The 19,652-nt window shown below is 64.3% G+C and carries 17 protein-coding genes; 3 read left to right on the forward strand and 14 right to left on the reverse strand.

The annotated features are described in order from the left end of the window. From G6023_RS10910 to G6023_RS10940, 8 genes are all read right to left on the reverse strand, one after another. The coding region (locus tag G6023_RS10910) for a helix-turn-helix domain-containing protein (RefSeq protein WP_182635495.1) at positions 1–278 on the reverse strand (278 nt) is incomplete at its 3' end. Positions 279–645: 367 nt separating this feature from the next. Beyond that, positions 646–990: a MaoC/PaaZ C-terminal domain-containing protein gene (locus G6023_RS10915; protein WP_227022447.1), complete on the reverse strand. Its 345-nt coding sequence runs from the start codon at positions 988–990 to the stop codon at positions 646–648. After that, complete coding sequence (locus G6023_RS15985) at positions 987–1,130, reverse strand: hotdog family protein (RefSeq protein ID WP_227022446.1); 144 nt, start codon at positions 1,128–1,130, stop codon at positions 987–989. Before G6023_RS15985 ends, G6023_RS10915 begins: the two co-directional genes overlap by 4 nt. After that, positions 1,127–2,290, reverse strand: a complete 1,164-nt coding sequence (locus G6023_RS10920; RefSeq protein ID WP_069388662.1) for an acyl-CoA dehydrogenase family protein — start codon at positions 2,288–2,290, stop codon at positions 1,127–1,129. The genes G6023_RS15985 and G6023_RS10920 overlap by 4 nt, the downstream gene beginning before the upstream one ends. Before the next feature lie 23 nt (positions 2,291–2,313). Next, positions 2,314–3,111 carry an enoyl-CoA hydratase/isomerase family protein gene (locus G6023_RS10925; protein ID WP_069388661.1) on the reverse strand — a complete coding sequence of 266 codons (798 nt, stop codon included), beginning with the start codon at positions 3,109–3,111 and terminating at the stop codon, positions 2,314–2,316. Beyond that, positions 3,108–4,781 carry a long-chain-fatty-acid--CoA ligase gene (locus G6023_RS10930; RefSeq protein ID WP_069388660.1) on the reverse strand — a complete coding sequence of 558 codons (1,674 nt, stop codon included), beginning with the start codon at positions 4,779–4,781 and terminating at the stop codon, positions 3,108–3,110. The genes G6023_RS10925 and G6023_RS10930 overlap by 4 nt, the downstream gene beginning before the upstream one ends. 51 nt (positions 4,782–4,832) lie before the next feature. Then, positions 4,833–6,038 carry a thiolase family protein gene (locus G6023_RS10935; RefSeq protein ID WP_069388659.1) on the reverse strand — a complete coding sequence of 402 codons (1,206 nt, stop codon included), beginning with the start codon at positions 6,036–6,038 and terminating at the stop codon, positions 4,833–4,835. Continuing rightward, positions 6,035–6,949, reverse strand: a complete 915-nt coding sequence (locus tag G6023_RS10940; protein WP_069388658.1) for a CoA transferase — start codon at positions 6,947–6,949, stop codon at positions 6,035–6,037. The genes G6023_RS10935 and G6023_RS10940 overlap by 4 nt, the downstream gene beginning before the upstream one ends. Positions 6,950–7,047: 98 nt before the next feature. Between G6023_RS10940 and G6023_RS10945 the strand changes: the two genes are divergently transcribed. Then, positions 7,048–7,686, forward strand: coding sequence for a TetR/AcrR family transcriptional regulator (locus G6023_RS10945; protein WP_069388657.1), 639 nt, complete (start codon positions 7,048–7,050; stop codon positions 7,684–7,686). 116 nt (positions 7,687–7,802) lie between these two features. After that, positions 7,803–9,338, forward strand: a complete 1,536-nt coding sequence (locus G6023_RS10950; protein WP_069388656.1) for a class I adenylate-forming enzyme family protein — start codon at positions 7,803–7,805, stop codon at positions 9,336–9,338. A 312-nt stretch (positions 9,339–9,650) separates the two neighbouring features. On the opposite strand, the gene G6023_RS10955 is transcribed toward G6023_RS10950, so the two are convergent. From G6023_RS10955 to G6023_RS10980, 6 genes are read right to left on the reverse strand one after another with little or no spacing between them, the layout of a single operon-like run. Continuing rightward, complete coding sequence (locus G6023_RS10955; RefSeq protein WP_069389038.1) at positions 9,651–10,259, reverse strand: TetR/AcrR family transcriptional regulator; 609 nt, start codon at positions 10,257–10,259, stop codon at positions 9,651–9,653. Then, positions 10,256–11,035, reverse strand: coding sequence for an enoyl-CoA hydratase family protein (locus G6023_RS10960; protein ID WP_083249598.1), 780 nt, complete (start codon positions 11,033–11,035; stop codon positions 10,256–10,258). The genes G6023_RS10955 and G6023_RS10960 overlap by 4 nt, the downstream gene beginning before the upstream one ends. Then, positions 11,032–13,095, reverse strand: coding sequence for an ATP-binding protein (locus tag G6023_RS10965; protein ID WP_069389031.1), 2,064 nt, complete (start codon positions 13,093–13,095; stop codon positions 11,032–11,034). Before G6023_RS10965 ends, G6023_RS10960 begins: the two co-directional genes overlap by 4 nt. A 7-nt stretch (positions 13,096–13,102) precedes the next feature. Next, positions 13,103–14,701: an acyl-CoA carboxylase subunit beta gene (locus tag G6023_RS10970; protein WP_182635497.1), complete on the reverse strand. Its 1,599-nt coding sequence runs from the start codon at positions 14,699–14,701 to the stop codon at positions 13,103–13,105. Further along, complete coding sequence (locus tag G6023_RS10975) at positions 14,698–15,858, reverse strand: acyl-CoA dehydrogenase family protein (RefSeq protein WP_069389029.1); 1,161 nt, start codon at positions 15,856–15,858, stop codon at positions 14,698–14,700. The genes G6023_RS10970 and G6023_RS10975 overlap by 4 nt, the downstream gene beginning before the upstream one ends. Then, positions 15,855–17,606, reverse strand: a complete 1,752-nt coding sequence (locus G6023_RS10980) for an acyclic terpene utilization AtuA family protein (protein ID WP_182635499.1) — start codon at positions 17,604–17,606, stop codon at positions 15,855–15,857. The genes G6023_RS10975 and G6023_RS10980 overlap by 4 nt, the downstream gene beginning before the upstream one ends. Positions 17,607–17,832: 226 nt before the next feature. On the opposite strand from G6023_RS10980, the gene G6023_RS10985 reads away from it, so the two are divergent. Then, positions 17,833–19,392, forward strand: a complete 1,560-nt coding sequence (locus G6023_RS10985) for an acyl-CoA synthetase (RefSeq protein WP_182635501.1) — start codon at positions 17,833–17,835, stop codon at positions 19,390–19,392. Positions 19,393–19,652: the final 260 nt, after the last annotated feature.

A 19,652-nucleotide genomic window follows, 5' to 3' on the forward strand; every position in this document is an offset into this window, starting at 1 on the left:
TTCTGGTCATCTATCCGCTTCGGCCGGCCAGAGCGCGACTCGTCGAACAGGCCCGCGATCCCATCCGCCTCATACCTGCCTCGCCACTTCCACACCGTCGTCGGCGTCGTTAGCTCCCGGTCAGCGATCCGAGAGTTCGCCTGACCTTCCGCCGCGAGCAGGATAATCCGCGCCCGCATCGCCAACCCCGATTGGATCGACGTTGACCGCGTCCACGACTCCAACTCCTCGCGGTCACCATCACGAAGAATCAAAGCCGGAGCCGGGTTATTGGGCATGACCCATTCTCCCAAACACCCAAGCATTTAGGAACTAACGACACGCGACACTAGTGGGTAGATAAGAACCATAGATTCCGGGACTGGGTTCCGCTACAGACCAGGCTTCCGCCCACCTCGGCGTATCCAAATCCTGCAGGCTTGAGTTCACTTGTAGCAATAACGATCGTTAGCGGACGCGCCCGATCCGTCGAATAGGGGATGCCGCGCCGAAGGACGAGGTTTTAGGACGGGGGCCTGACTACTCTGCAGCCGCCGTCGTGAGGTGGGGTCACCGCGTCCCAAACTGACTTGCGGATCCGAGATGAAGGTCGCTTCGTCGATGTAGGTGCGGGACCGTTCTTTTGGATGACGTCCTGGCCGTGTGTCAGTTGAAGCCTCCGGACGGTGTCGCGACCTGTTCTCTCCGCCAAATGACGATGGTCAGTTCGGCGTAGAGGACGGTGTGGTCGTCCTGATCGGTTAGCCGCATCTCCATCTTCACTCGTCCGCGTGTTCCGTCGAGAGTGATCTCGGCAATCCGGACGGTTCCAGTGAGAACGTTCCCGGGTCGGACGGGCGCCGGGAACCGGACCCGGTCGAATCCGAGCCCGGCGATCACTGCCCATTGGTTGAGCACTGTTTGTGTGAGCAGCCGTTGAGCGATGGCGATGGTGTGTACCCCGCTGGCGATGAGTCCGCGGAAGTGTCCCTTGGTTGGCGGCTTCCTCATCGATGAAACGATTGTGCGTCCCAGTGGGTGGCGAAATCGACCAGTTCGGCCTTGGAGACGGTGTGATCTCCCAGTTTGTGGATCTGGCCCGGGGTGAAGTCTTCGGCGTAGACGGACGGGCTCGGGGGCGTGGCGTTCACAGCGACCTGGCTACGAGCAGCTTCATGATCTCGTTGGTGCCGCCGTAGATCCGCTGCACGCGGGAGGCGGTGTACATCTGGGCGATGGGGTATTCCATCATGTAGCCGTAGCCACCGAACAGCTGTAGGCACTTGTCCACCACGCGGCACTGCATGTCGGTGGCCCACATCTTGATCATCGAGGCGCCGGCGGCGTCGAGGGTGCCGTCGATCTGGCGGCGGATGCCGTCGTCGATCATCGCCTTGCCGGCGTAGACGTCGGCCTTGCACTCGGCTAGTACGAACTGGGTGTTCTGGAAGTCCAGGAGTTTCTTGCCGAACGCATCGCGCTCTTTGACGTACCGGATGGTCTCGATCACTGCGGCCTCCGCCACTGCTACGCCGGCGACTCCGATGATGAGTCGCTCCCGCGGTAGCTGGGTCATGAGTTCGGCGAAGCCGGAGCCCTCCTCGCCGAGGATGTTCTCCACCGGTACCCGCATGTCGTCAAAGAAGAGTTCGCGGGTGTCCCATCCGTGCATGCCGATCTTCTCGAGGACGGCGCCGCGGGAGAAGCCCGCGACGTTATTGTCGACCTCGGCGACTAGTAGGGAGATGCCCTTGCCGCCGGCCGCTGGATCGGTCTTGGCCACGATGACAACCAAGTCGCAGTGGGTGCCGTTGGAGATGAAGGTCTTGGCGCCGTTGACCAGGTAGTGGTCGCCGTCGCGGATCGCTGTGGTCTTGACGTTCTGCAGGTCTGAGCCGGTACCGGGTTCGGTCATGGCGACGGCCACCACTTTCTCGCCGGAGGCGAGCCCGGGTAGCCAGCGGCGCTTTTGCTCCTCGGTCCCGTAGGCGTTGATGTAGTGGCTGACGATCGTGGAGTGCACGGTGAAGCCGAACGCGCTGTCGTGCGCGTACGCCAGTTCTTGGGCCACTACAGCCTCGTGGCCGAAGTCGCCTCCCCCGCCGCCGTCCTCGTCGGCGATGTCGGTGAGCAGTAGGCCTGCCGCCCCGGCTCTGTTCCAGAGTTCGCGGTCGACGTGGCCCTGCCGGGCCCAGTCCGCCTGGCGGGGGGTGACTTCTTGGGCGAAGAACGCGCGGGCGTGGTCCCGTAGCAACTCGTGGGACTCGGTTTGCCAGGTGGGGCGGTGGTCGGGGAACAGGGTGGTGGTCATGATCTTGTCCTTGTCGGGCCAGGTTAGCGGCCGGTGAAGTTCGGTGAACGCTTGGCCAGGAAGGCGGCCTGGCCCTCGTGGCTGTCGTCTGAGGCGAGCGCGTAGACGAAGTTGCGCTTTTCGTGCTCAAGCCCTGCGGTTATCGACCCGGTCTGCGCGGCCAGGGCGGCGTCTTTGGCCAGGGCCACGGCCAGCGGTGAGTTGGCCGAGATCCGCTGCGCCAGGGCGATCGCCTGTTCGACGACCTCGTCGTCGTCGACCACCTTTCCCACCAGGCCGAGGTTGGCGGCTTCGGTCCCGGTGGCAAGGTCACCGCTGAGTAGCAGTGCCATGGAGCGAGGTTTGCCTAGCGCCCGGATGAGTCGTTGGGTGCCGCCGCCGCCGGGGATGACGCCGAGCTTGACCTCGGGCAATCCCAGGCGGGCACCCTGGCCGGCGATGCTGGTGTCGCAGGCCAGGACGAGTTCGAGCCCGCCCCCCAGGGCCAGGCCCTCGACGGCTGCGATCACCGGTTTGGGGAAGTTTTCCAGGTCGGCCCATAGGGTCCCCCCGGAGGCCCGCCGGTGCCCGATCAACGGATCGGCGCGCAGGGCGTCGAACGCGGTGATGTCTGCTCCGGCGCAGAACACGCCGCCCGCGCCGGCCAGGACTATGGCGCGCACGGAGTCCTCGGTCCGCAGCTCGGCGAGGTGCTTGTTCAAGGCGTCGAACACCGCGGCGTTCAGTGCATTCCGGGCCTCGGGTCGGTTGATGCGCAGGATCGCGACGGCGCCGCGTCGTTCGCTGAGGACCACGTCATCGTGTCCGTTCTGGCCGCTCATTCCTCGGCTCCCCGGTAGAGATCGGCGTGGTCGGTGCGCAGCGTCTTCTTGTCCAGCTTGCCGACGCTGGTGCGCGGCAGCGCGTCGGCGAAGATGACGATGTCGGGCAGTTGCCACTTGGCGAACTTGTCTTCCAACACGGCGTGGATGTCGTCGACGCCGAGATCGGCGCCGTCTTCCTGGACGACGATCGCAACCGGGCGCTCTTGCCACTTGGGGTGCTCGATCCCCACCACTGCGGCTTCGCGGACCTGTGGGTGGGCGACGATCGCATTTTCCATGTCGATCGAGGAGATCCATTCGCCGCCGCTCTTGACCACGTCCTTGATGCGGTCGGTCAGCTTGAGGTAACCGTCGGAGCGGATCGTGCCGGCATCGCCGCTGCGCCACCAACCGTCGGCGAACGCGTCGCCCTTGTCCTCCATCTTGTGGTACCGCTCGATGATCCACGGGCCACGCATGAGCACCTCGCCCTGGGAGACACCGTCGTGGGGTAGTTCGGTTCCGTCCGGTCCGACGACCTTAATGTCGATCCCGTTGACCAGCAGACCCTGGGCCCGCTTGAGATCCCACTTCTCGTCCTCGCTGAGCACGTCCCGCAGCGTGTGCTTCAGGCCTGCGTTGACGGTGACCAGCGGAGTGGTCTCCGTGGCGCCGTAGGCGTGGATGATGTCAGCACCGGTGAGGTCATGGAAGCCGCGCATGAGCGTCAGCGACGGTTCGGTCGCCCCGGACAGCAGACGGGCGCGGCTGAAGTCCGGGCGTGTCTTGAGTGTCCGGATGTAGTCGAGCATCGGCTCGAAGATGGCGGGGGCACCGTTGGCCACGGTGACGGACTCGGAGATCATCGCGTCAACCAGCGCAGAGGTGTCCTCGGCCGTATACCGCCCGGGCAGCACCACCTTCGCGGCCGAGTAGATGGCCGACTGCGGCAGTCCCCAGCCCTGGCCGTGGAACATCGGGGTGATGATCATGACGGTGTCGTCGTCACCCATCTTCAACTGCGCTGCCTCGGAGAGGGTGTGGAGGTAGATCCCGCGATGGGAGTAGTACACGCCCTTGGGGCGGCCGGTGGTGCCGGTGGTGTAGCACGCGCTGTACGCCGAGGTCTCGTCGATCATTGGCCAGTCGAAGCCCGGTTCCGCGGCCGTCAGCGCGTCTTCCCAGTGGACGACCCCGGGCAGGGTGGTGGAGATCTCCGAGAGTGGTTTGTCCGTCATGACCACCCACGTCTTCACCCCGACACCCTGCTCGACCAGCGCCTCAGCCACGGGCAGTAGGGACTCGTCGACCAGCACGATCGAGGCTTCGGCGTGGTCGGTGACATATGCCAGGTCCACCGGGGCGAGGCGCAGGTTCATCTGCAGCATCACCGATGCGATACCGGGAATCGCCCAGTACAGCTCCATATGGCGTTTAGAGTTCCAATCCAGGATTCCCACCACCGTTCCGGGCCCGGCACCCAGCCCGGTCAGCGCGTGGGCTGACTTCCCGACCCGCTCGAACATGTCGGCGTAGGTGTAGCGGTCCCAGCCCCCGTCGACGGTGCGAAATACGATCTCCTGCTCGGGGTAGGTCCGGGTGGAGTGCCGCAGCAGGGTCGTGGTGTTGAGCTGATAACTGTCACCGTGTGTCGACGGCAGACCGGTGACGATGGGGCGGGACGTCATGGTGGTGCTCCTCAGTGGGGCTGGGACGGTGGCTGGGACGGACGGGACTCGTCAGAGGCGTTCGATGATGGTGGTGTTAGCGGTGCCGTGGGCTTCGCAGATGGTCTGTAGTCCGTATCGGCTGCCGGTGCGTTCGAGCTCGGTCAGCAGGTCGGTCATCATGCGGGCGCCGGTGGATCCGAGGGGGTGGCCCACGGCCACCGAGCCGCCGTTGACGTTGAGTTTGTCGTCGGGGACGCCGAACTCTCTTTGGAACATCAGCGGCACGCCGGCGAACGCTTCGTTGACCTCGAACAGGTCGATGTCGTCCACCGTGAGCCCCGACCGGTGAAGGGCCTTGCGGGTGGACTCGAGGATTGCGGTGAACTGGATGATCGGATCGGCCGCCGCGACCGCGTGGACCACGAAGCGGGCGCGGGGGGTGAGCCCGTTGGCCTCGGCGAACTCGCGGTCGGCGATGAGCAGTGCGGCGGCGCCGTCGCTGAGCTGGGAGGAGTTGGCTGCGGTGGTCTTGCCGTCCTCGGCGAACACTGTCCGCAGGGACGCCATCTTCTCCGGGTCGAGCTCGGCCCGGATCCCCTCATCCGCGGTAACGGGCTCGCTGGAGTCATCGAGCGGGTCGCGGCGCAGCGGAACCAGCTGGGTCTCGAAGCGGCCGTCGCGGGTGGCGGCCAGCGCCCGCTCGTGGCTCCGGCGGCTGAACGCGTCGAGTTCCTCTCGGCTGAGGTCGAAGCGGGTGTTCATCAGCTCACTGGACGGGCCTTGCACCAGCAGTCCGCCGTCGTAGCGGGCCAGTTCCCGGGGGGAGTACTGCGGGCCGAGCGGGGCTCCGGGCTGTAGGGACGACGGCAGTGCCACCTGCGACATCGACTCCACGCCGCATGCGATGGCGAGGTCGTAGGACCCCGCCTCCACACCGTGGGCGGCAAATGCCACAGCTTGTTGCCCCGAGCCGCACTGTCGGTCCACGGTCACTGCCGGCACCGAATCGGGCAGGCCGGAGGAGAGCACTGCATGGCGGGCGATGTTGGAGCTCTGCTGGTCGTGCGTCATCACACATCCGGCGATCACGTCGTCGATCTTCTCCGGCGCCACATCACTGCGGCGAACCAGTTCCTTGAGGGTGGCCCCCAGCAGATCGGCGGGATGCCAGGCGGCCAGCGCCCCGCCGCGCTTGCCGACCGGTGTCCGGACGGCATCGATGATCACGGCCTCGCGGGTGGTGCGGAAGCTACGGGGCTGGGGGGAGTCGGTCATGACTGGGTCCTTCCTCGGGGTGGTCGGGTGGTGGTCGCCGTGAGCGCGTGGGTGGTCTGCGCTGTGGCCGGCCGGGCATGGCGAACGGCGCTGAGCGGGATGTCGTGGCGCGCGGCCAGATCCTCCCAGTGGGCCGTGGGGTGCGCGCTGAAGGCGCGGGCGTAGGCGGCGTATGTGCCGTCACAATCGAGTACCTCTCTGATGTGGACCTCGAAGTGCGGCTCGAGTGCCCCCAGAGCGATATGGCCGTCGGCGGTGGCATAGATGTTGTAGGAGGGCAGAGCCCCGCCCAGTGGTGCTCCATCGCCGAACAGTCCGTGTCGGAGGGCGGCCGCGGAGTCGTACGCGGCCGCGTCGAGAGTGATGCGTTGATGTCCACCGGAGTCGTGCTGTCCCCGCGCCAGCAGCAGGGCCAGGGCGGCCGAGATGGCCCGCTCCCCACCGATGGTGTCGGCGACCGGGACCAGCGGCAGGTGTGGCGGTCGGATGGTGCCGTATCTTGCCTGATATGTCAGGTCGTGGCCCGCGACTTCCTCGTCGGCGCCGTCGTAGCCCACGATCTCCACATGACACAACCGCGGGAAGCGGTCGCCGAGGTTGCCGAGGCCGAGACGGCGAAGCGCTGACGGGCGCATGGCGGTCACCAACACGTCCGCCGTATCGAGCAGCCTGGTCAGCTCCTCCGGGCCGCTACCACTCTTGAGGTCGACCCGACGGACCTCCACCCCCTGTGTCAGTTCTGCGTACCAGGAGGGCGCGGCCACGGCCAAGGCGTCACCCGCCGGCGGCTCCACTTTGATCACCGCGGCGCCGAGGTCACTAAGGCCTGCTACGGCTAGCGGACCGGGCAGGTTGGTAGCCAATGAGACGACCTGTATGCCGACTAGGGGTCGGAGCGATCGAAGACTCATTTCGGTGACTATACAAGCGGTCAGTAAACTTAGCCATCGTATAGCGCTAACGGTTGGCGCGTCCCCGTAGACTCGTTTATCAACGGAAGGGAGGCCGCGTGGACCGCCCCGCCCAGCATTTCGACGACCAAGACCTCACCGCCAAAGCGCGAATCCGCAACGCCGCTCTCGAGCTTTACGCGGCCAACGGCGAGGACCGCACACCGATGCGGGCAGTCGCGGCCGCCGCCGGGGTGACCGTCGGGCTGGTGGTTCATCACTACGGGTCCAAAGACGGCCTCCGCGAGGCTGTGGAGCAGATCGTCGTGGAACGTTTCGCGTCGGCCCTTGCTTCTGCCCCGACCGATGGGGCCGGCGAACAAATCGCTCGCGTCCGGAACGAGTCCGTCGCGGAAATGCTGGTCAGAAACCCGGAGGTGGTCAACTACCTCCGACAGGCGCTACTTGAACCCGGTGGCCGGCGGGGGCAACTGCTGGAGCGACTTACCGAACTCACCCACCGGGAGGTCGTTGCGATGCGCGAGACTGGCGCGGCCTCGCGAGGTCGCGCCGATTCCGTCCAGGTGGTCGACGTGATGATCAACCAGATGGGCCGGCTGTTCCTGCAGCCGCTGGTCGATGCCGTCTGGACTCACCTCGGGACCTTCACTCACACCGAGGGGCACAGCAAGCCCGAACTCGGCGTGAGCGTGTCCGAGGGTGGAGCTGTCGATCGTTTCCCCGGGCCCGCCACCTGAGCCGCGTTTCCGGCTTCACTGAACATTTGTACAAGCACCGCGCTGGCGGTTACAGTTTCGGCTGTGTCCGGGGTCACATGTCCGATCCCGGAGTCTTCAACACCTCAGGAGTCACCATGGCCACTCTCGGAGGCGCCCTCGCGCTCAATGCCCGTCGGCACCCGGACAAAACTGCACTGATCTTCGGCGAGAGCATCTACTCGTATGAGCAGCTTGCGGCCCGGACCGATCAGTACGCGCATGCGTTGGCGTCGCTCGGAGTCGGTAAGGGCGACAGGGTGGCGCTGCTGAGCCCGAACTCCGATGCGTACGTCCTGGGCTTGTACGGAGCGTTCCGACTGGGGGCCATCGCTGTGCCTCTCAACCCTCGCGTGCCGGCCCGCGAACTTCGCTACCTGCTCGAGGACTCCGGTGCGACGGTGCTGCTGTATTCCGAGGAGCTCGCGGTGGTGGTGGCCGGTCTCGACGAGCTCGATCCGCTGCCGTCCGCGCCGCAAAGCCTGGTGCTGGACGAGGCCGCAGCGCAGGGCATCGCGCGGCTCGCAGACACCATGCCGACCACCGCGCCGGAGGCGGAGGTCATCGAGGACGACGACTGCATCATCCTCTACACCTCAGGCACGACCGGGCGCCCCAAGGGAGCGTTGTTCGACCACCACCGCATGCTGTGGGTGGGGAACTCGGTTTCCGCACTCGGCATGAATAGCTTCGACCGGAATCTGCACGTCGCGCCGATGTACCACTGCGCGGAGTTGGTCCTGTTCGTGATGTCAGGGTTCAGCCTGGGCACCACTCACGTGGTGCTGCCAGCGTTCGAGCCCAAGGCGGTCCTGGATGCGCTGGAGAAGCACCGCATCACCGTGTTCCTGGGCGTGCCCACCATGTACCAGATGCTGCTGCAGTACCCCGAACTCGGCACGCGCGATCTGTCCGCATGGCGGCTGGGCTTCTTTGGCGCCGCACCAATGCCGCCGAACGCGGCGACCAGCTTGCTCGCCACCTTGCCGCACGTGCAGTTCTTCCAGCTGTGCGGCCAGACCGAGGGCGGCCCGACCGGAATCTTCCTCACCCCGGACGAAGTACGCGCCCGCCCGGATGCCACCGGACGGATGTCCATCACCAATGCCGAGACGCGGATCGTCGATGACGAGGGCAACGACACCGCGGTCGGCGAGCCCGGGGAGATCATTTACCGAGGCGAGACCATCATGAAGGGCTACTGGAACAAACCCGAGGCCACCATGGATGCGCTCCGCAACGGCTGGCTGCACAGCGGCGACGTGGCGGTCCGGGACGCTGACGGGTTTATCACAATCGTTGATCGGATGAAAGACATGATCATCACGGGCGGGCGCAACGTCTACTCGGTGGAGGTCGAACAGGCCCTCGCCAGCCACCCGGACGTGGCCGATGTGGCGGTCGTCGGGCGGCCGGACGAGATGTTCGGGGAGAGCATCATCGCCGTCGTCACCCCGGTTGAGGGCCGCGACGTCGCCTTGGAGTCACTCCGCGAGTACGGATCCCAGTACATTGCGGGTTATAAGCTTCCGCGCGAGCTCATCACCCGGCCCATTCCGCGTAACCCCTCGGGGAAGATTCTCAAGCACGTGCTGCGCGATGCAATCACGGAAGGCGCAGTCGCCACCAACTAGCAATCGGATAGCTCGTTAGGTTCCTCTGCTGATCCACCTGCCATTTGGCCCGCTCGGGGAGGGGTCGAGTTCGCGGGATACTCGGCATCGTCTACTTGTCATAACGTCTGGATGTCGGCGTGGCCTGCTTAGTTGCTGGTGTTACACGTAGTGCGAGCAGCATTGGCGATGTCGCGAATCGCGCCGGTGGCATTGTCAATGTTCAGTGGCGGTTCCCATCGCTGTAGCGGCGGGTCCGGCCGCTGCGGAATCGGGAGCTGGCAGCAGGACCGATGCAGGCAGGTGTGCATTCAGTCCGTGAGCCGGGTCTGGCTAAGCGTCCGTCCGAGTTTTGATCGTCCGGAGCTCCTCGGCCCACGTCCGGGCGAGGGCGCGGCGACGTTTCGAATCGTCGGTTAGTGTGTCTGCGAGGCCGAGGCCACGTGCAATGTCTAGGGTTAGCTGGATGAGTCGGTGAGTTCGAGTGTCGGAGTCGTCGGCGTTCAATAGTTCGACAGCCATGGAATGGGCACTTCGGGCGAACTTGGCTTCGAGCGGTACGACACGCTCTCGTAGGTCGGGGTCTGCCGCTGCCGCTGTCCATACTTGGAGGGCGGATTTGAACACTGAACCGGAGTAGTGCCCGAAGAGAAGATCAACGACGTGTTGTTCGCGACTGACACCTTCCGGCGGGTCGCGGAGCTCTCCCATGATGTGGTCGGCGCTGGCCGACCACATGTGATCGAGGGCGGCCGTGATGAGGTCTTCCCGGGTGCGGTAATAGTGTTGCAGTGCACCTCGACTGATGCCCGCCTTCTCCGCGATGAGGCCGACTGTGGTCATGGCCCAACCGTGCGACATAAGGCACTCAACCGTCGTGTCGAGAAGTTTCTGGCGGGTCAGTTTGTTTCTGTCCTCCCGAGAGATGTAGTCTGCGGTCATTCTGCCCACCACGGGCGACGTTTTTCTAAGAAGGCTGCCATTCCCTCCCCGGCTTCTACGCTGTGGAACAGTTGGACTGACTGTTCGATGACTCGATCAGTTGACCGTTCGAACTCGGCCAGTATCTCATAATTGACCAGCTGTTTTGACTCGCGCAATCCCTGCGGTGAGCATGTCGCGAATGCAGCGCACAGTGTGTCGACGGCAGTATCGACCTCCTCCGCGACTTCGGTGACCAGTCCGTTGGTCAGTGCTTCCTCGGCGGAGATTGTTGAGCCAGTTAGCATCATGTGCGACGCCGCGCGCGAGGTCATGCGCGGCAGCACTGTCAGAGAGATTACCGAGGCAGCCAGTCCGAGGCGCGATTCGGTGAGACCGTAGGTTGAATTGCGGCCGGCGACGACTATGTCGCAGGCGGCGACCAGTCCCATACCGCCAGCCCGGACGTGCCCGTTAATCCGTCCGATGACGGGTTTGGGGGCTCGGAGGATGCTGTGCATCAGTTGCGTGGTCTGCTCCGCGCGGCGACGTGCAGGATCCACCCCTCCGTCGGTGACTGACGCGTCGACCAGGTCGGCGCCGGCGCAGAACGTTCCGCCTGTATGGGTCAGCACGATTGTTCGGACCGCGTCGTCCTGGGCGGCCACGGCAAAGCTGGCAAGGAGTTCGTCCACAAGCCGTTCGGATAGTGCGTTGCGATTGTGGGGCGAGTCCAGAGTGAGCGTTGCTATTCCGCCGGCGCGTTCCGCCCGGACCAGCGGGCCAGTGACGGTCATGTCGCCTCCGCCTCTTCATCGGATGCGGTGATCACGGCGAGGGGGGCGTCCACTTCGACTTGGTCGCCCTGACTGACGAGCACCTCGCTCACCTCACCTGTGACGGCAGCTGTGACGGAGTGTTCCATTTTCATCGCCTCGATCCATAGAATTGGCTGCCCCTTTTCGACGAGGTCACCCGGTTTGACCGCAACTCGGATTACGGCGCCGGGCATCGGGGCGAGCAGAGAGCCCTCTGCGACCGCTTGCGCGGGATCGATGAAGCGAGCGGTTTCGCACAGGGCGACTGCGCCGCGCGGCGTGTCCACGTGCAGCACGTTCGCGCCCGAACTCCCCCCACCGTAGCGGGCGACGTCGAAAGGCAAGACCACGCCGTCGACCTCGATCCGTACGCGGGTGGGGCTTGCCGAGACGACGTGAATTGTCTCTATCGACTCGGGGACGCTGCCCGGTGCCAGCACGATTCCGGAACGGTCGAGCCGGTACTTGATCTCGTACTCGTCGGTCTCCGTGCGAAAACCACGCGACTGGAAAGGGTGGCCGACATTGCGCCAGCCTAGGGGGGCCGCGATGCCCATCGGAGCTGATTCTTGCTCGCCGGTGGCGACCGCGATCGCCGCAGCGATGGCGGCGAGCCGCTCCGTCTCAAGGGAGGCGAGTGGGGCAGCGAGAGTGGCGAGCCCGTGACGGTCGAAGAAGGCGGTGTCGATCTCGCCGGCGAGGAATGCAGGGTGGAGCAGTGTCCGCACGAGCAGGTCCCGATTCGTACGCAGCCCGTGAACCTGGGCACGGGCCAGTGCAGTGGCGAGAATGCGGGCGGCTTCCGGGCGGGAGTGGGCGAACGAGATTACCTTGGCGAGCATGGGGTCGTAGTGCACCCCGACCTCGTCGCCGTCGACTACCCCGGAATCAAGCCGCAGGCCGGGCGAGGTGAGTACGGCGAACTCGGTTGCGGTCTCCTGAACCAAGAAGCGATGGACGGGGCCGGCTTGGGGTTGCCAGTCGCGCGCCGGATCCTCGGCGTAGAGGCGGGCCTCGATCGAATGGCCGACTGTGGCCGGCTCTCCACCACTTAGAGGCTCTCCGTTCGCGACGTCGATCTGCAGTGAGACGAGGTCCAGTCCCGTCGTGCACTCGGTGACAGGATGCTCGACCTGCAGTCGCGTGTTCATCTCCAGGAAGAAGAATTCACCGTCGTTGTCGGCGAGGAATTCCACGGTACCGGCGCCCACATAACCGATGGATTCTGCGGCGGTGCGGGCGGCATCGTACAGTCGGGCACGCATGGCTGCGCCGATCTGCTCGACTAGCGGGGACGGTGCTTCCTCGATCACCTTCTGGTGGCGTCTTTGGATAGAACACTCACGCTCGCCGACCGCCCACACGCTTCCGTGCATGTCGGCCATCACCTGAACCTCGATGTGGCGGCCCGCCTCGATGTATCTCTCACAGAACACGGTGTCGTCGCCGAATGCGGACGCCGCTTCTCTCGCCGCGTACGACAGCTCGGCCGGTAGGTTCGCAAGATCTCGCACGATTCGCATTCCCCGGCCGCCCCCGCCCGACGAGGCCTTGATCAGCACGGGCAGCTCAGCTTCGGTGATGGATGCCGGGTCGAGACGTCCCAAGACCGGCACCCCTGCCTCTGCCATGATCCGTTTGGACTCGACCTTTGACCCCATGAGGTCGATGCTCTCCGGCGTTGGGCCGATCCAGATCAGTCCAGCCGCTCGCACCTCCCGTGCGAACCCGGCGCTTTCGGACAGGAAACCGTAACCCGGGTGGATGGCGTCTGCTCCGGCGGCGAGTGCCGCCTTGATTATCAGGTCACCGCGAAGATAGGTGTCGGTCGGTGTCGAGCCCGGAAGCCGGACCGCGGCGTCGGCTTCGGTGACGAACGGGCTGTCTGCGTCGGCGTCGGAGAACACAGCGATGGTGCCGAGTCCACGACGTCGACAGGTGGCAAATATCCGGCGGGCGATCTCCCCGCGGTTTGCGACGAGCACGGTCGTTGCGGTCGACGCTGATGGCGTACTGACAGGGGTGTGCTGGGTGTTCACTGCGGGCTCACATTCGGAAGACGCCGAAGGACGTGGTGCCTTCGATCGGTGCGCTGTGGATGGCGGACAGACTCAATCCGAGGACGGTGCGGGTGTCTCGGGGGTCGATGACACCGTCGTCGTACAGGTGGCCGGATAAGAAGGCCGGCAACGATTCGGAGTCGATCTGTTCCTCGATGGCAGCGCGGACCGCGGCGTCGGCTTCTTCGTCAAATTCCTTGCCCTGGGCCAGCGCCGACGCCCGGCTAACCGTGGAGATCACGCCCGCGAGTTGCGTTCCGCCCATGACGGCCGAGCGGAGCGTCGGCCAACTGAACACGAATCGTGGATCGAAAGCGCGTCCGCACATCCCGTAATGGCCCGCGCCGTAGGAGGAACCGAGGAGCAAGGAGATGTGCGGGACTTTCGAGTTGGAGACGGCGTTGATCATCATTGCGCCGTGCTTGATGATGCCGTTTTGTTCGTACTCCTTGCCCACCATGTACCCGGTGGTGTTGTGCATGAACAACAGTGGCGTGTTCGATCGATTGGCGAGTTGGATGAACTGGGTCGCTTTCTGCGCCTCCTCCGAGAACAGCACACCGCGGGCGTTGGCCAGGATGCCGACGGGATGCCCGTGGATGCGTGCCCAGCCGGTGACCAGCGACGTGCCGTATCGGGATTTGAACTCGTCGAAGTCGGAACCGTCGACGACCCGGGCGATCACCTCGCGCGGGTCGAACGGGATTTTCAGATCTGGTGGCACGATGCCGAGCAGCTCAGCCTCGTCGTATAGGGGGGACACCACCTCTGTAGACACGGCCGGGCCGGACTTCGTCCAGTTGAGTCGTGACACGATCTGGCGGCCGATGCGGATCGCGTCTTGCTCGTCGAGAGCGTAGTAGTCGGCCAAGCCGGACACTTTGGCGTGCATGGCCGCTCCGCCGAGCGACTCGTCGTCGGTGATCTCTCCCGTGGCCGCCTTGACCAGTGGGGGACCTCCGAGGAACACCTTCGATCGGTTCTCGATCATCACGATATGGTCGCTCATGCCGGGGATGTACGCTCCTCCGGCCGTCGAGTTGCCGAAGACCAGCGCGATCGTGGGGATCCCCTCGGCAGAGAGTTGAGTGAGGTTGCGGAACATCGCCCCACCGGGGACAAAGATGTCCTTCTGGGTGGGCAGATCGGCGCCGCCCGATTCCACGAGATTGATGACCGGAAGGCGGTTCTGTCGCGCGATGTCGCCCATGCGGAGGATCTTGCGCATCGACCACGGATTGAGTGAACCGCCCTTGTCAGTCGGGTCGTTGGCAACGATCATGCACTCGACACCGCTGACGACACCGATGCCGGAGACAACAGCGGCGCCGACGGTGAACTTCGAACCCCATGCGGCGAGAGGGCACAGCTCCAGAAACGGTGTGTCCCGGTCGACGAGGAGCTCGATCCGCTCTCGAGCAGTGAATTTATCGCGGTCGTGGTGCCTGGCGACGGCCTTCTCCCCGCCGCCGGCGAGTACCGCGGTCAATTCCTCTTCGATGCCGGAGAGCTTCTCGATCATGGAATCGAGTGCCACCCGGTAATCGTTGCTGCGTGAGTCAAGTGTGCTGTTCAGCATGGTCATGATCGGTATCCCAAGTGTTTGGCTGCAAGTGCGGTGAGGATTTCGGACGTGCCTCCGCCGATACCGAGAATGCGCATGTCACGGTATTGCCGTTCGACTTCGATTTCGCGCATGTAGCCGAGTCCGCCGAACAGCTGCACTGCCCTGTCGACGACCCATTCGCCGGCCTCCACCGCAGTGTTCTTCGCGAAGCAGACCTGCGCGATGACGTCTTCGCCTCGCATATCGGCATCGACGACGGCACGGCAGTATGTCCGGGCGACATCTATCCGGCGGGCCATCTCTGTCAGGGTGTTCTGTACGGACTGACGGCTGATGAGTGGTTCGCCGAAGGTCACTCGATCCTGGCACCATTGTTCGGTCAGTTCGAGTGCGCGCTGCGCGCCCGAGTAGGCCTGTGCCGCCAAGAAGACGCGCTCGGAGACGAACGCTTGAGAGATCAAATCGAATCCCGCGTTCTCTGGCCCGATGAGGTTCCTCACGGGGACCCGAACGTCGTCGAACGTCAGTTCGGCGGTGTCCGAGGCGTTCCATCCCATCTTTTCGAGCTTTCGGCTCACGGAGAAGCCGGGTGTGTCGGTGTCGATGACGATCAGCGATACGCCGGACGCGCCGCGCCGCTCGGGTCCGCCGGTGCGGACCGCTGCGACGACGAAGTCAGCGCGACACCCAGAGGTGATGAAGGTTTTTGAGCCGTTGATGACGAAGTGGTCTTCATCTCGTCGGGCTGTGGTGCGCAGGTGCCCGACATCGGAACCGCCGCCGGGTTCGGTGATGGCCAACGCTCCGATCCGGTCGCCGGCGAGGGTGGGTACCACCCAGGTGTCGATCTGCCACTGGTCGCCCGCAGTGACGATGTGCGGCACTGAAATCCAGCAGGTGAGTAAGGAGGCTTGGACTCCGCCCGAGGAGCCGGCTTCGTGCAGGGCTTCGCAGACGGTGACCTGGTGACGCAGATCCCCGCCGCCACCGCCAGCGTGTTCGGGAAATTGAGGGCCGAGCAGGCCCAATGCTCCGGCTTTGCGGTGGAGTACCCGGGGGATCTCGCCGGCACGCTCCCATTCCTCCAGGTGCGGGAGGATCTCTCTTTGTGCGAAGTCGCGCGCGGTGGATCGCAATGAAGTGATCTCGTCCGATTGCCACGGGTTGGCGCTCACTGGTCTGCCTCCGTAAGAACTAGCTCGGGGATGTCAATAGTGCGGGAGCGCAACCATTCACCCAGTGCTTTGGCTTGCGGGTCGAAGCGGGCATTGTATGCGACGCCCTCGCCGAGGATTCCGGCGAGGACGAAATTGACGGCATGAAGATTGGGTAACACGGTGCGGGTCACCTCCAGATCCGCACACTCCGGCAGCATGCGTCGCAGCTGCTCGATCGTCAGGGCCTCGGCAAGCCAGTCGAAGGCAGCCTCGTCGCGCACCCAGACCCCGATGTTTGCGTTGGGGCCCTTGTCTCCGCTGCGAGCGCCGGCGATCGTCCCCAGCGGTAGCCGGCGCATCGGCCCCCAGTAATCGGGGTGTGACGAGGCCGCGTCGCCGCCGTCGTCCGCCGCTCGGTGATCGGTGTGAGCGGGAACGAGGTCGGTGGTCACCTCGGGTGCCGCGATCGGGATTCGTTTTCCGTCGGGCAGCACTGCGGTGTGATCGACGTCCTCCTGTGTGATGTAGCCCGGAGTAAACACCCCGTAGGTACTGCCGGCCGACGGCGGCGCCGTCGTGTGGAAACCCGGGACTGACCCGAGCGCGATTTCGATGACCGAGTTGGAGAACTTTCGTCCGACTTTCTCGCGATCGTCGTCGCGTGCGACCACGGTCAGACGGGCGCTCGCCAATTGTTCCGTGGGGGAGTCGGTACGGTCGGTTCGGACCAGCTCCCACGACAGTTCTCGAGGTCTTGCGGGCAGTGCGTCTTCGACCTGCCGGCGAACTAGGTCGGCTTTGGCCTCGATATCCAAGCCGGTAAGTATGATACTGACTTCGTTGCGAACCCCGCCGATGCTGTTAAGTGAGACCTTGAGCTCCGGTGGTGGAGCTTCGCCCCGGACGCCGCTGATGCGTACGCGATCCTGTGCCTCTTGAGACAGGGCAATGGAGTCGAGACGGGTGGTGACGTCCGGCCCGGCATACCGGGCGTCGGTCACCTCGTATAGGAGTTGGGCGGTCACCGTATCGACGGTGACCGCTCCACCGGTTCCCGGGTTCTTTGTGACGACGCTGCTGCCATCGGCTTCGATCTCGACAATCGGAAAGCCCGGTCGCATCAGGTCGGGGATCTCCCTGAAGAAAGAGAGATTTCCCCCGGTGGCCTGCGTGCCGCACTCGATGACATGACCCGCGACAGTCGCTCCGGCGAGTTCGTCGAAATCCTCCCTGCCCCAATCGAAGTGGTGGATCGCAGGCCCGACAACAAGCGATGCGTCGGTGACCCGACCGGTGACCACGATGTCGGCACCCGCCGCAAGGCAACGCGCGATACCGAAACCTCCCAGGTAGGCATTCGCCGACAGCGGGCTGCCCAGTCCGAGTTCTGTCGAACGGCTGGTGACGTCGTCGCCGTACAGGTGCGCGATGCTCGGTGCGAGGCCAAGCGAGTCGGCGATTGTCTGCAGTGCCTGCACCAGCCCTGCGGGATTGACCCCTCCAGCATTGACCACGATGCGCACGCCACGATCAAGCGCTATACCCATGCATTCCTCCATCTGTTGGAGGAAGGTCTTTGCGTACCCGGTGCTGGCATCTTTCGCCCGGTCTCTGGCGAGGATCAGCATGGTGAGCTCGGCGAGATAGTCACCGGTGAGAACGTCAAGTTCTCCGCCGCCAAGCATCTCTCTCATCGCCGAGAAGCGGTCACCGTAGAAGCCGGAACAGTTCCCGACCCTCAAAGACGGTGCGGTAGGGGAGGCCATGCCAGGTCGATCCCTTCGTCAGTGTGCTTGATAGCAAGAAGCCGACGACGGGGAGCACATCGGCTCAGCCTGGTGATCATCGGCGCTATCACTGAAACCATCGCACAACCGATAAACCTAAGCAAGCATGCTTGCTTAGTTTCGGTCTGCGACTTACAGTGGTCTCGATCACACCGGCCATCGCCGGAAAAGATTGCCCTACTTTCGTGACCGATTGGATGTGTTCATGGACAACGGCTTCGGCAATTGGCCTTCGCTGCATCGACTCCGAAACCCTCGGCGCATCGCGCTGCTCGATGGCGAGACGGGACTGGGCTTGTCCTACGAAGAGCTTGACCTGCGAACCAACGCACTGGCGGATGTGCTGCGCGGCATGGGCGTGGCCAAAGGGGACCGGGTCGCCCTGGTCACGCTGAACAGTCCACACATGCTCGAGGTCCTATGTGCCGTTGCCAAGCTGGGCGCGATCTCCGTGCCGGTCAACTATCGACTGTCGCCTCCCGAAATCCGATTCATTCTTGAGGACTCAGGCGCGGAAATCGTCTTCACCTCGACCCAGACATCCGAGACGGTCCGTGACGCCGTCGCTGGGACCCCCGTGCGGGAACAAATCGAGATTCCGTCGGCGGCCCAACGTAAAGACTCGGTGAGCTCGACCTACGAGAACATGGTGAGCGCTGGCGACACCGACCGCGTCGAAGAGGACATCGATCGCGATGACCTCGGCATGTTGATGTACACCTCCGGCACGACCGGCCTCCCGAAGGGGGCCATGCTCACCCACGACAACATCCTGTGGAACGCCATTAACAACTTCACCCTCGCCGGGGAAGGGCTCACCCCGCGCGACATCAATCTCGCGGCTGCCCCGCTTTTCCACATCGGTGCGCTAGGCATCTTCACACTTCCACTGCTCTACGCGGGCGGGACGACCGTGATCATGGAGTCATTCGCTCCCGAGCAGTGGCTTGATGCCGTCGATCGCTACCGTCCCACGCTCGCATTTTGCGTCCCTGCGATGTGGGCGGCGCTCGACGTCTCGCCCACCATTGACAGGCGCGACCTCGGTTCTCTGCGGTACGTCCTGTCCGGCGGTGCGCCCTGCCCGATCGTTCTCATCGATGCCATGCGCGAACGCGGGTTGACGTTCGTCGAGGGCTTCGGTCTCACCGAGACCGCCCCGTTTGTCGCGGCCCTTAACGGAGATGAGGTCGTTGACCATGCTGGTTCGATCGGAAAACCAGTAGTGCACGTGGATCTGCGGATTGTCAACGAGATGGACGAGGATGTGGACCCCGGGGAGACCGGCGAGCTCGCGATCCGCGGCCCGAACGTCTTTGCTGGCTACTGGAACAACGCCGAAGCCACCGAAGACGTACTTAAAGATGGGTGGTTCCTGTCAGGTGACCTCGCGCGCAGGGATGACGAGGGCTACTACTCGATTGTCGACCGCAAGAAAGACATGATCATCAGCGGCGGCGAAAATGTCTACGCCACCGAGGTCGAGCAGGTGCTCTACCAGAACCCTGATGTGGCGGAAGTTGCGGTGATCGGACGTCCGGACCCGCGCTGGGGAGAGTCCGTCGCCGCCGTCGTTGTTTGTACGCCAGGCGCCGACATAAAGGCCGAAGAGCTGATCTCCTGGACCCGCCAGCGGCTGGCCGCGTTCAAGTGCCCCCGCACTGTTGTTTTCCTCGATGCGCTCCCGCGGACCGCTACAGGCAAGGTAATCAAGCGGGATCTGCGAAAGTCCTGGACTGACGACGGCACGGCGGTGCAGCGATGATCAGTCCTGACCACACAACTGACTGTGGCCAGGCCAGCTCATGACGGTGGCAGAACATTCCCCGTCGCCGAACACGAACGAGCAAGGACTGCCATGAAACCCGATCTCTCAGGTGTCACACCACTAGAGCTGAACCTGGCCACACGTGTATCGATCGGGGACTTGTTGACTCGAACAGCGTTCATGGCCCCTGCGCGCATCGCGATTTCCGAAGAGGACACCGAGTGACCTGCCGCGTCGATTTCGGACAGCGGAGTTGA

The organism is Dietzia sp. DQ11-71, from assembly GCF_014144995.1.
GTDB lineage: Bacteria > Actinomycetota > Actinomycetes > Mycobacteriales > Mycobacteriaceae > Dietzia > Dietzia kunjamensis.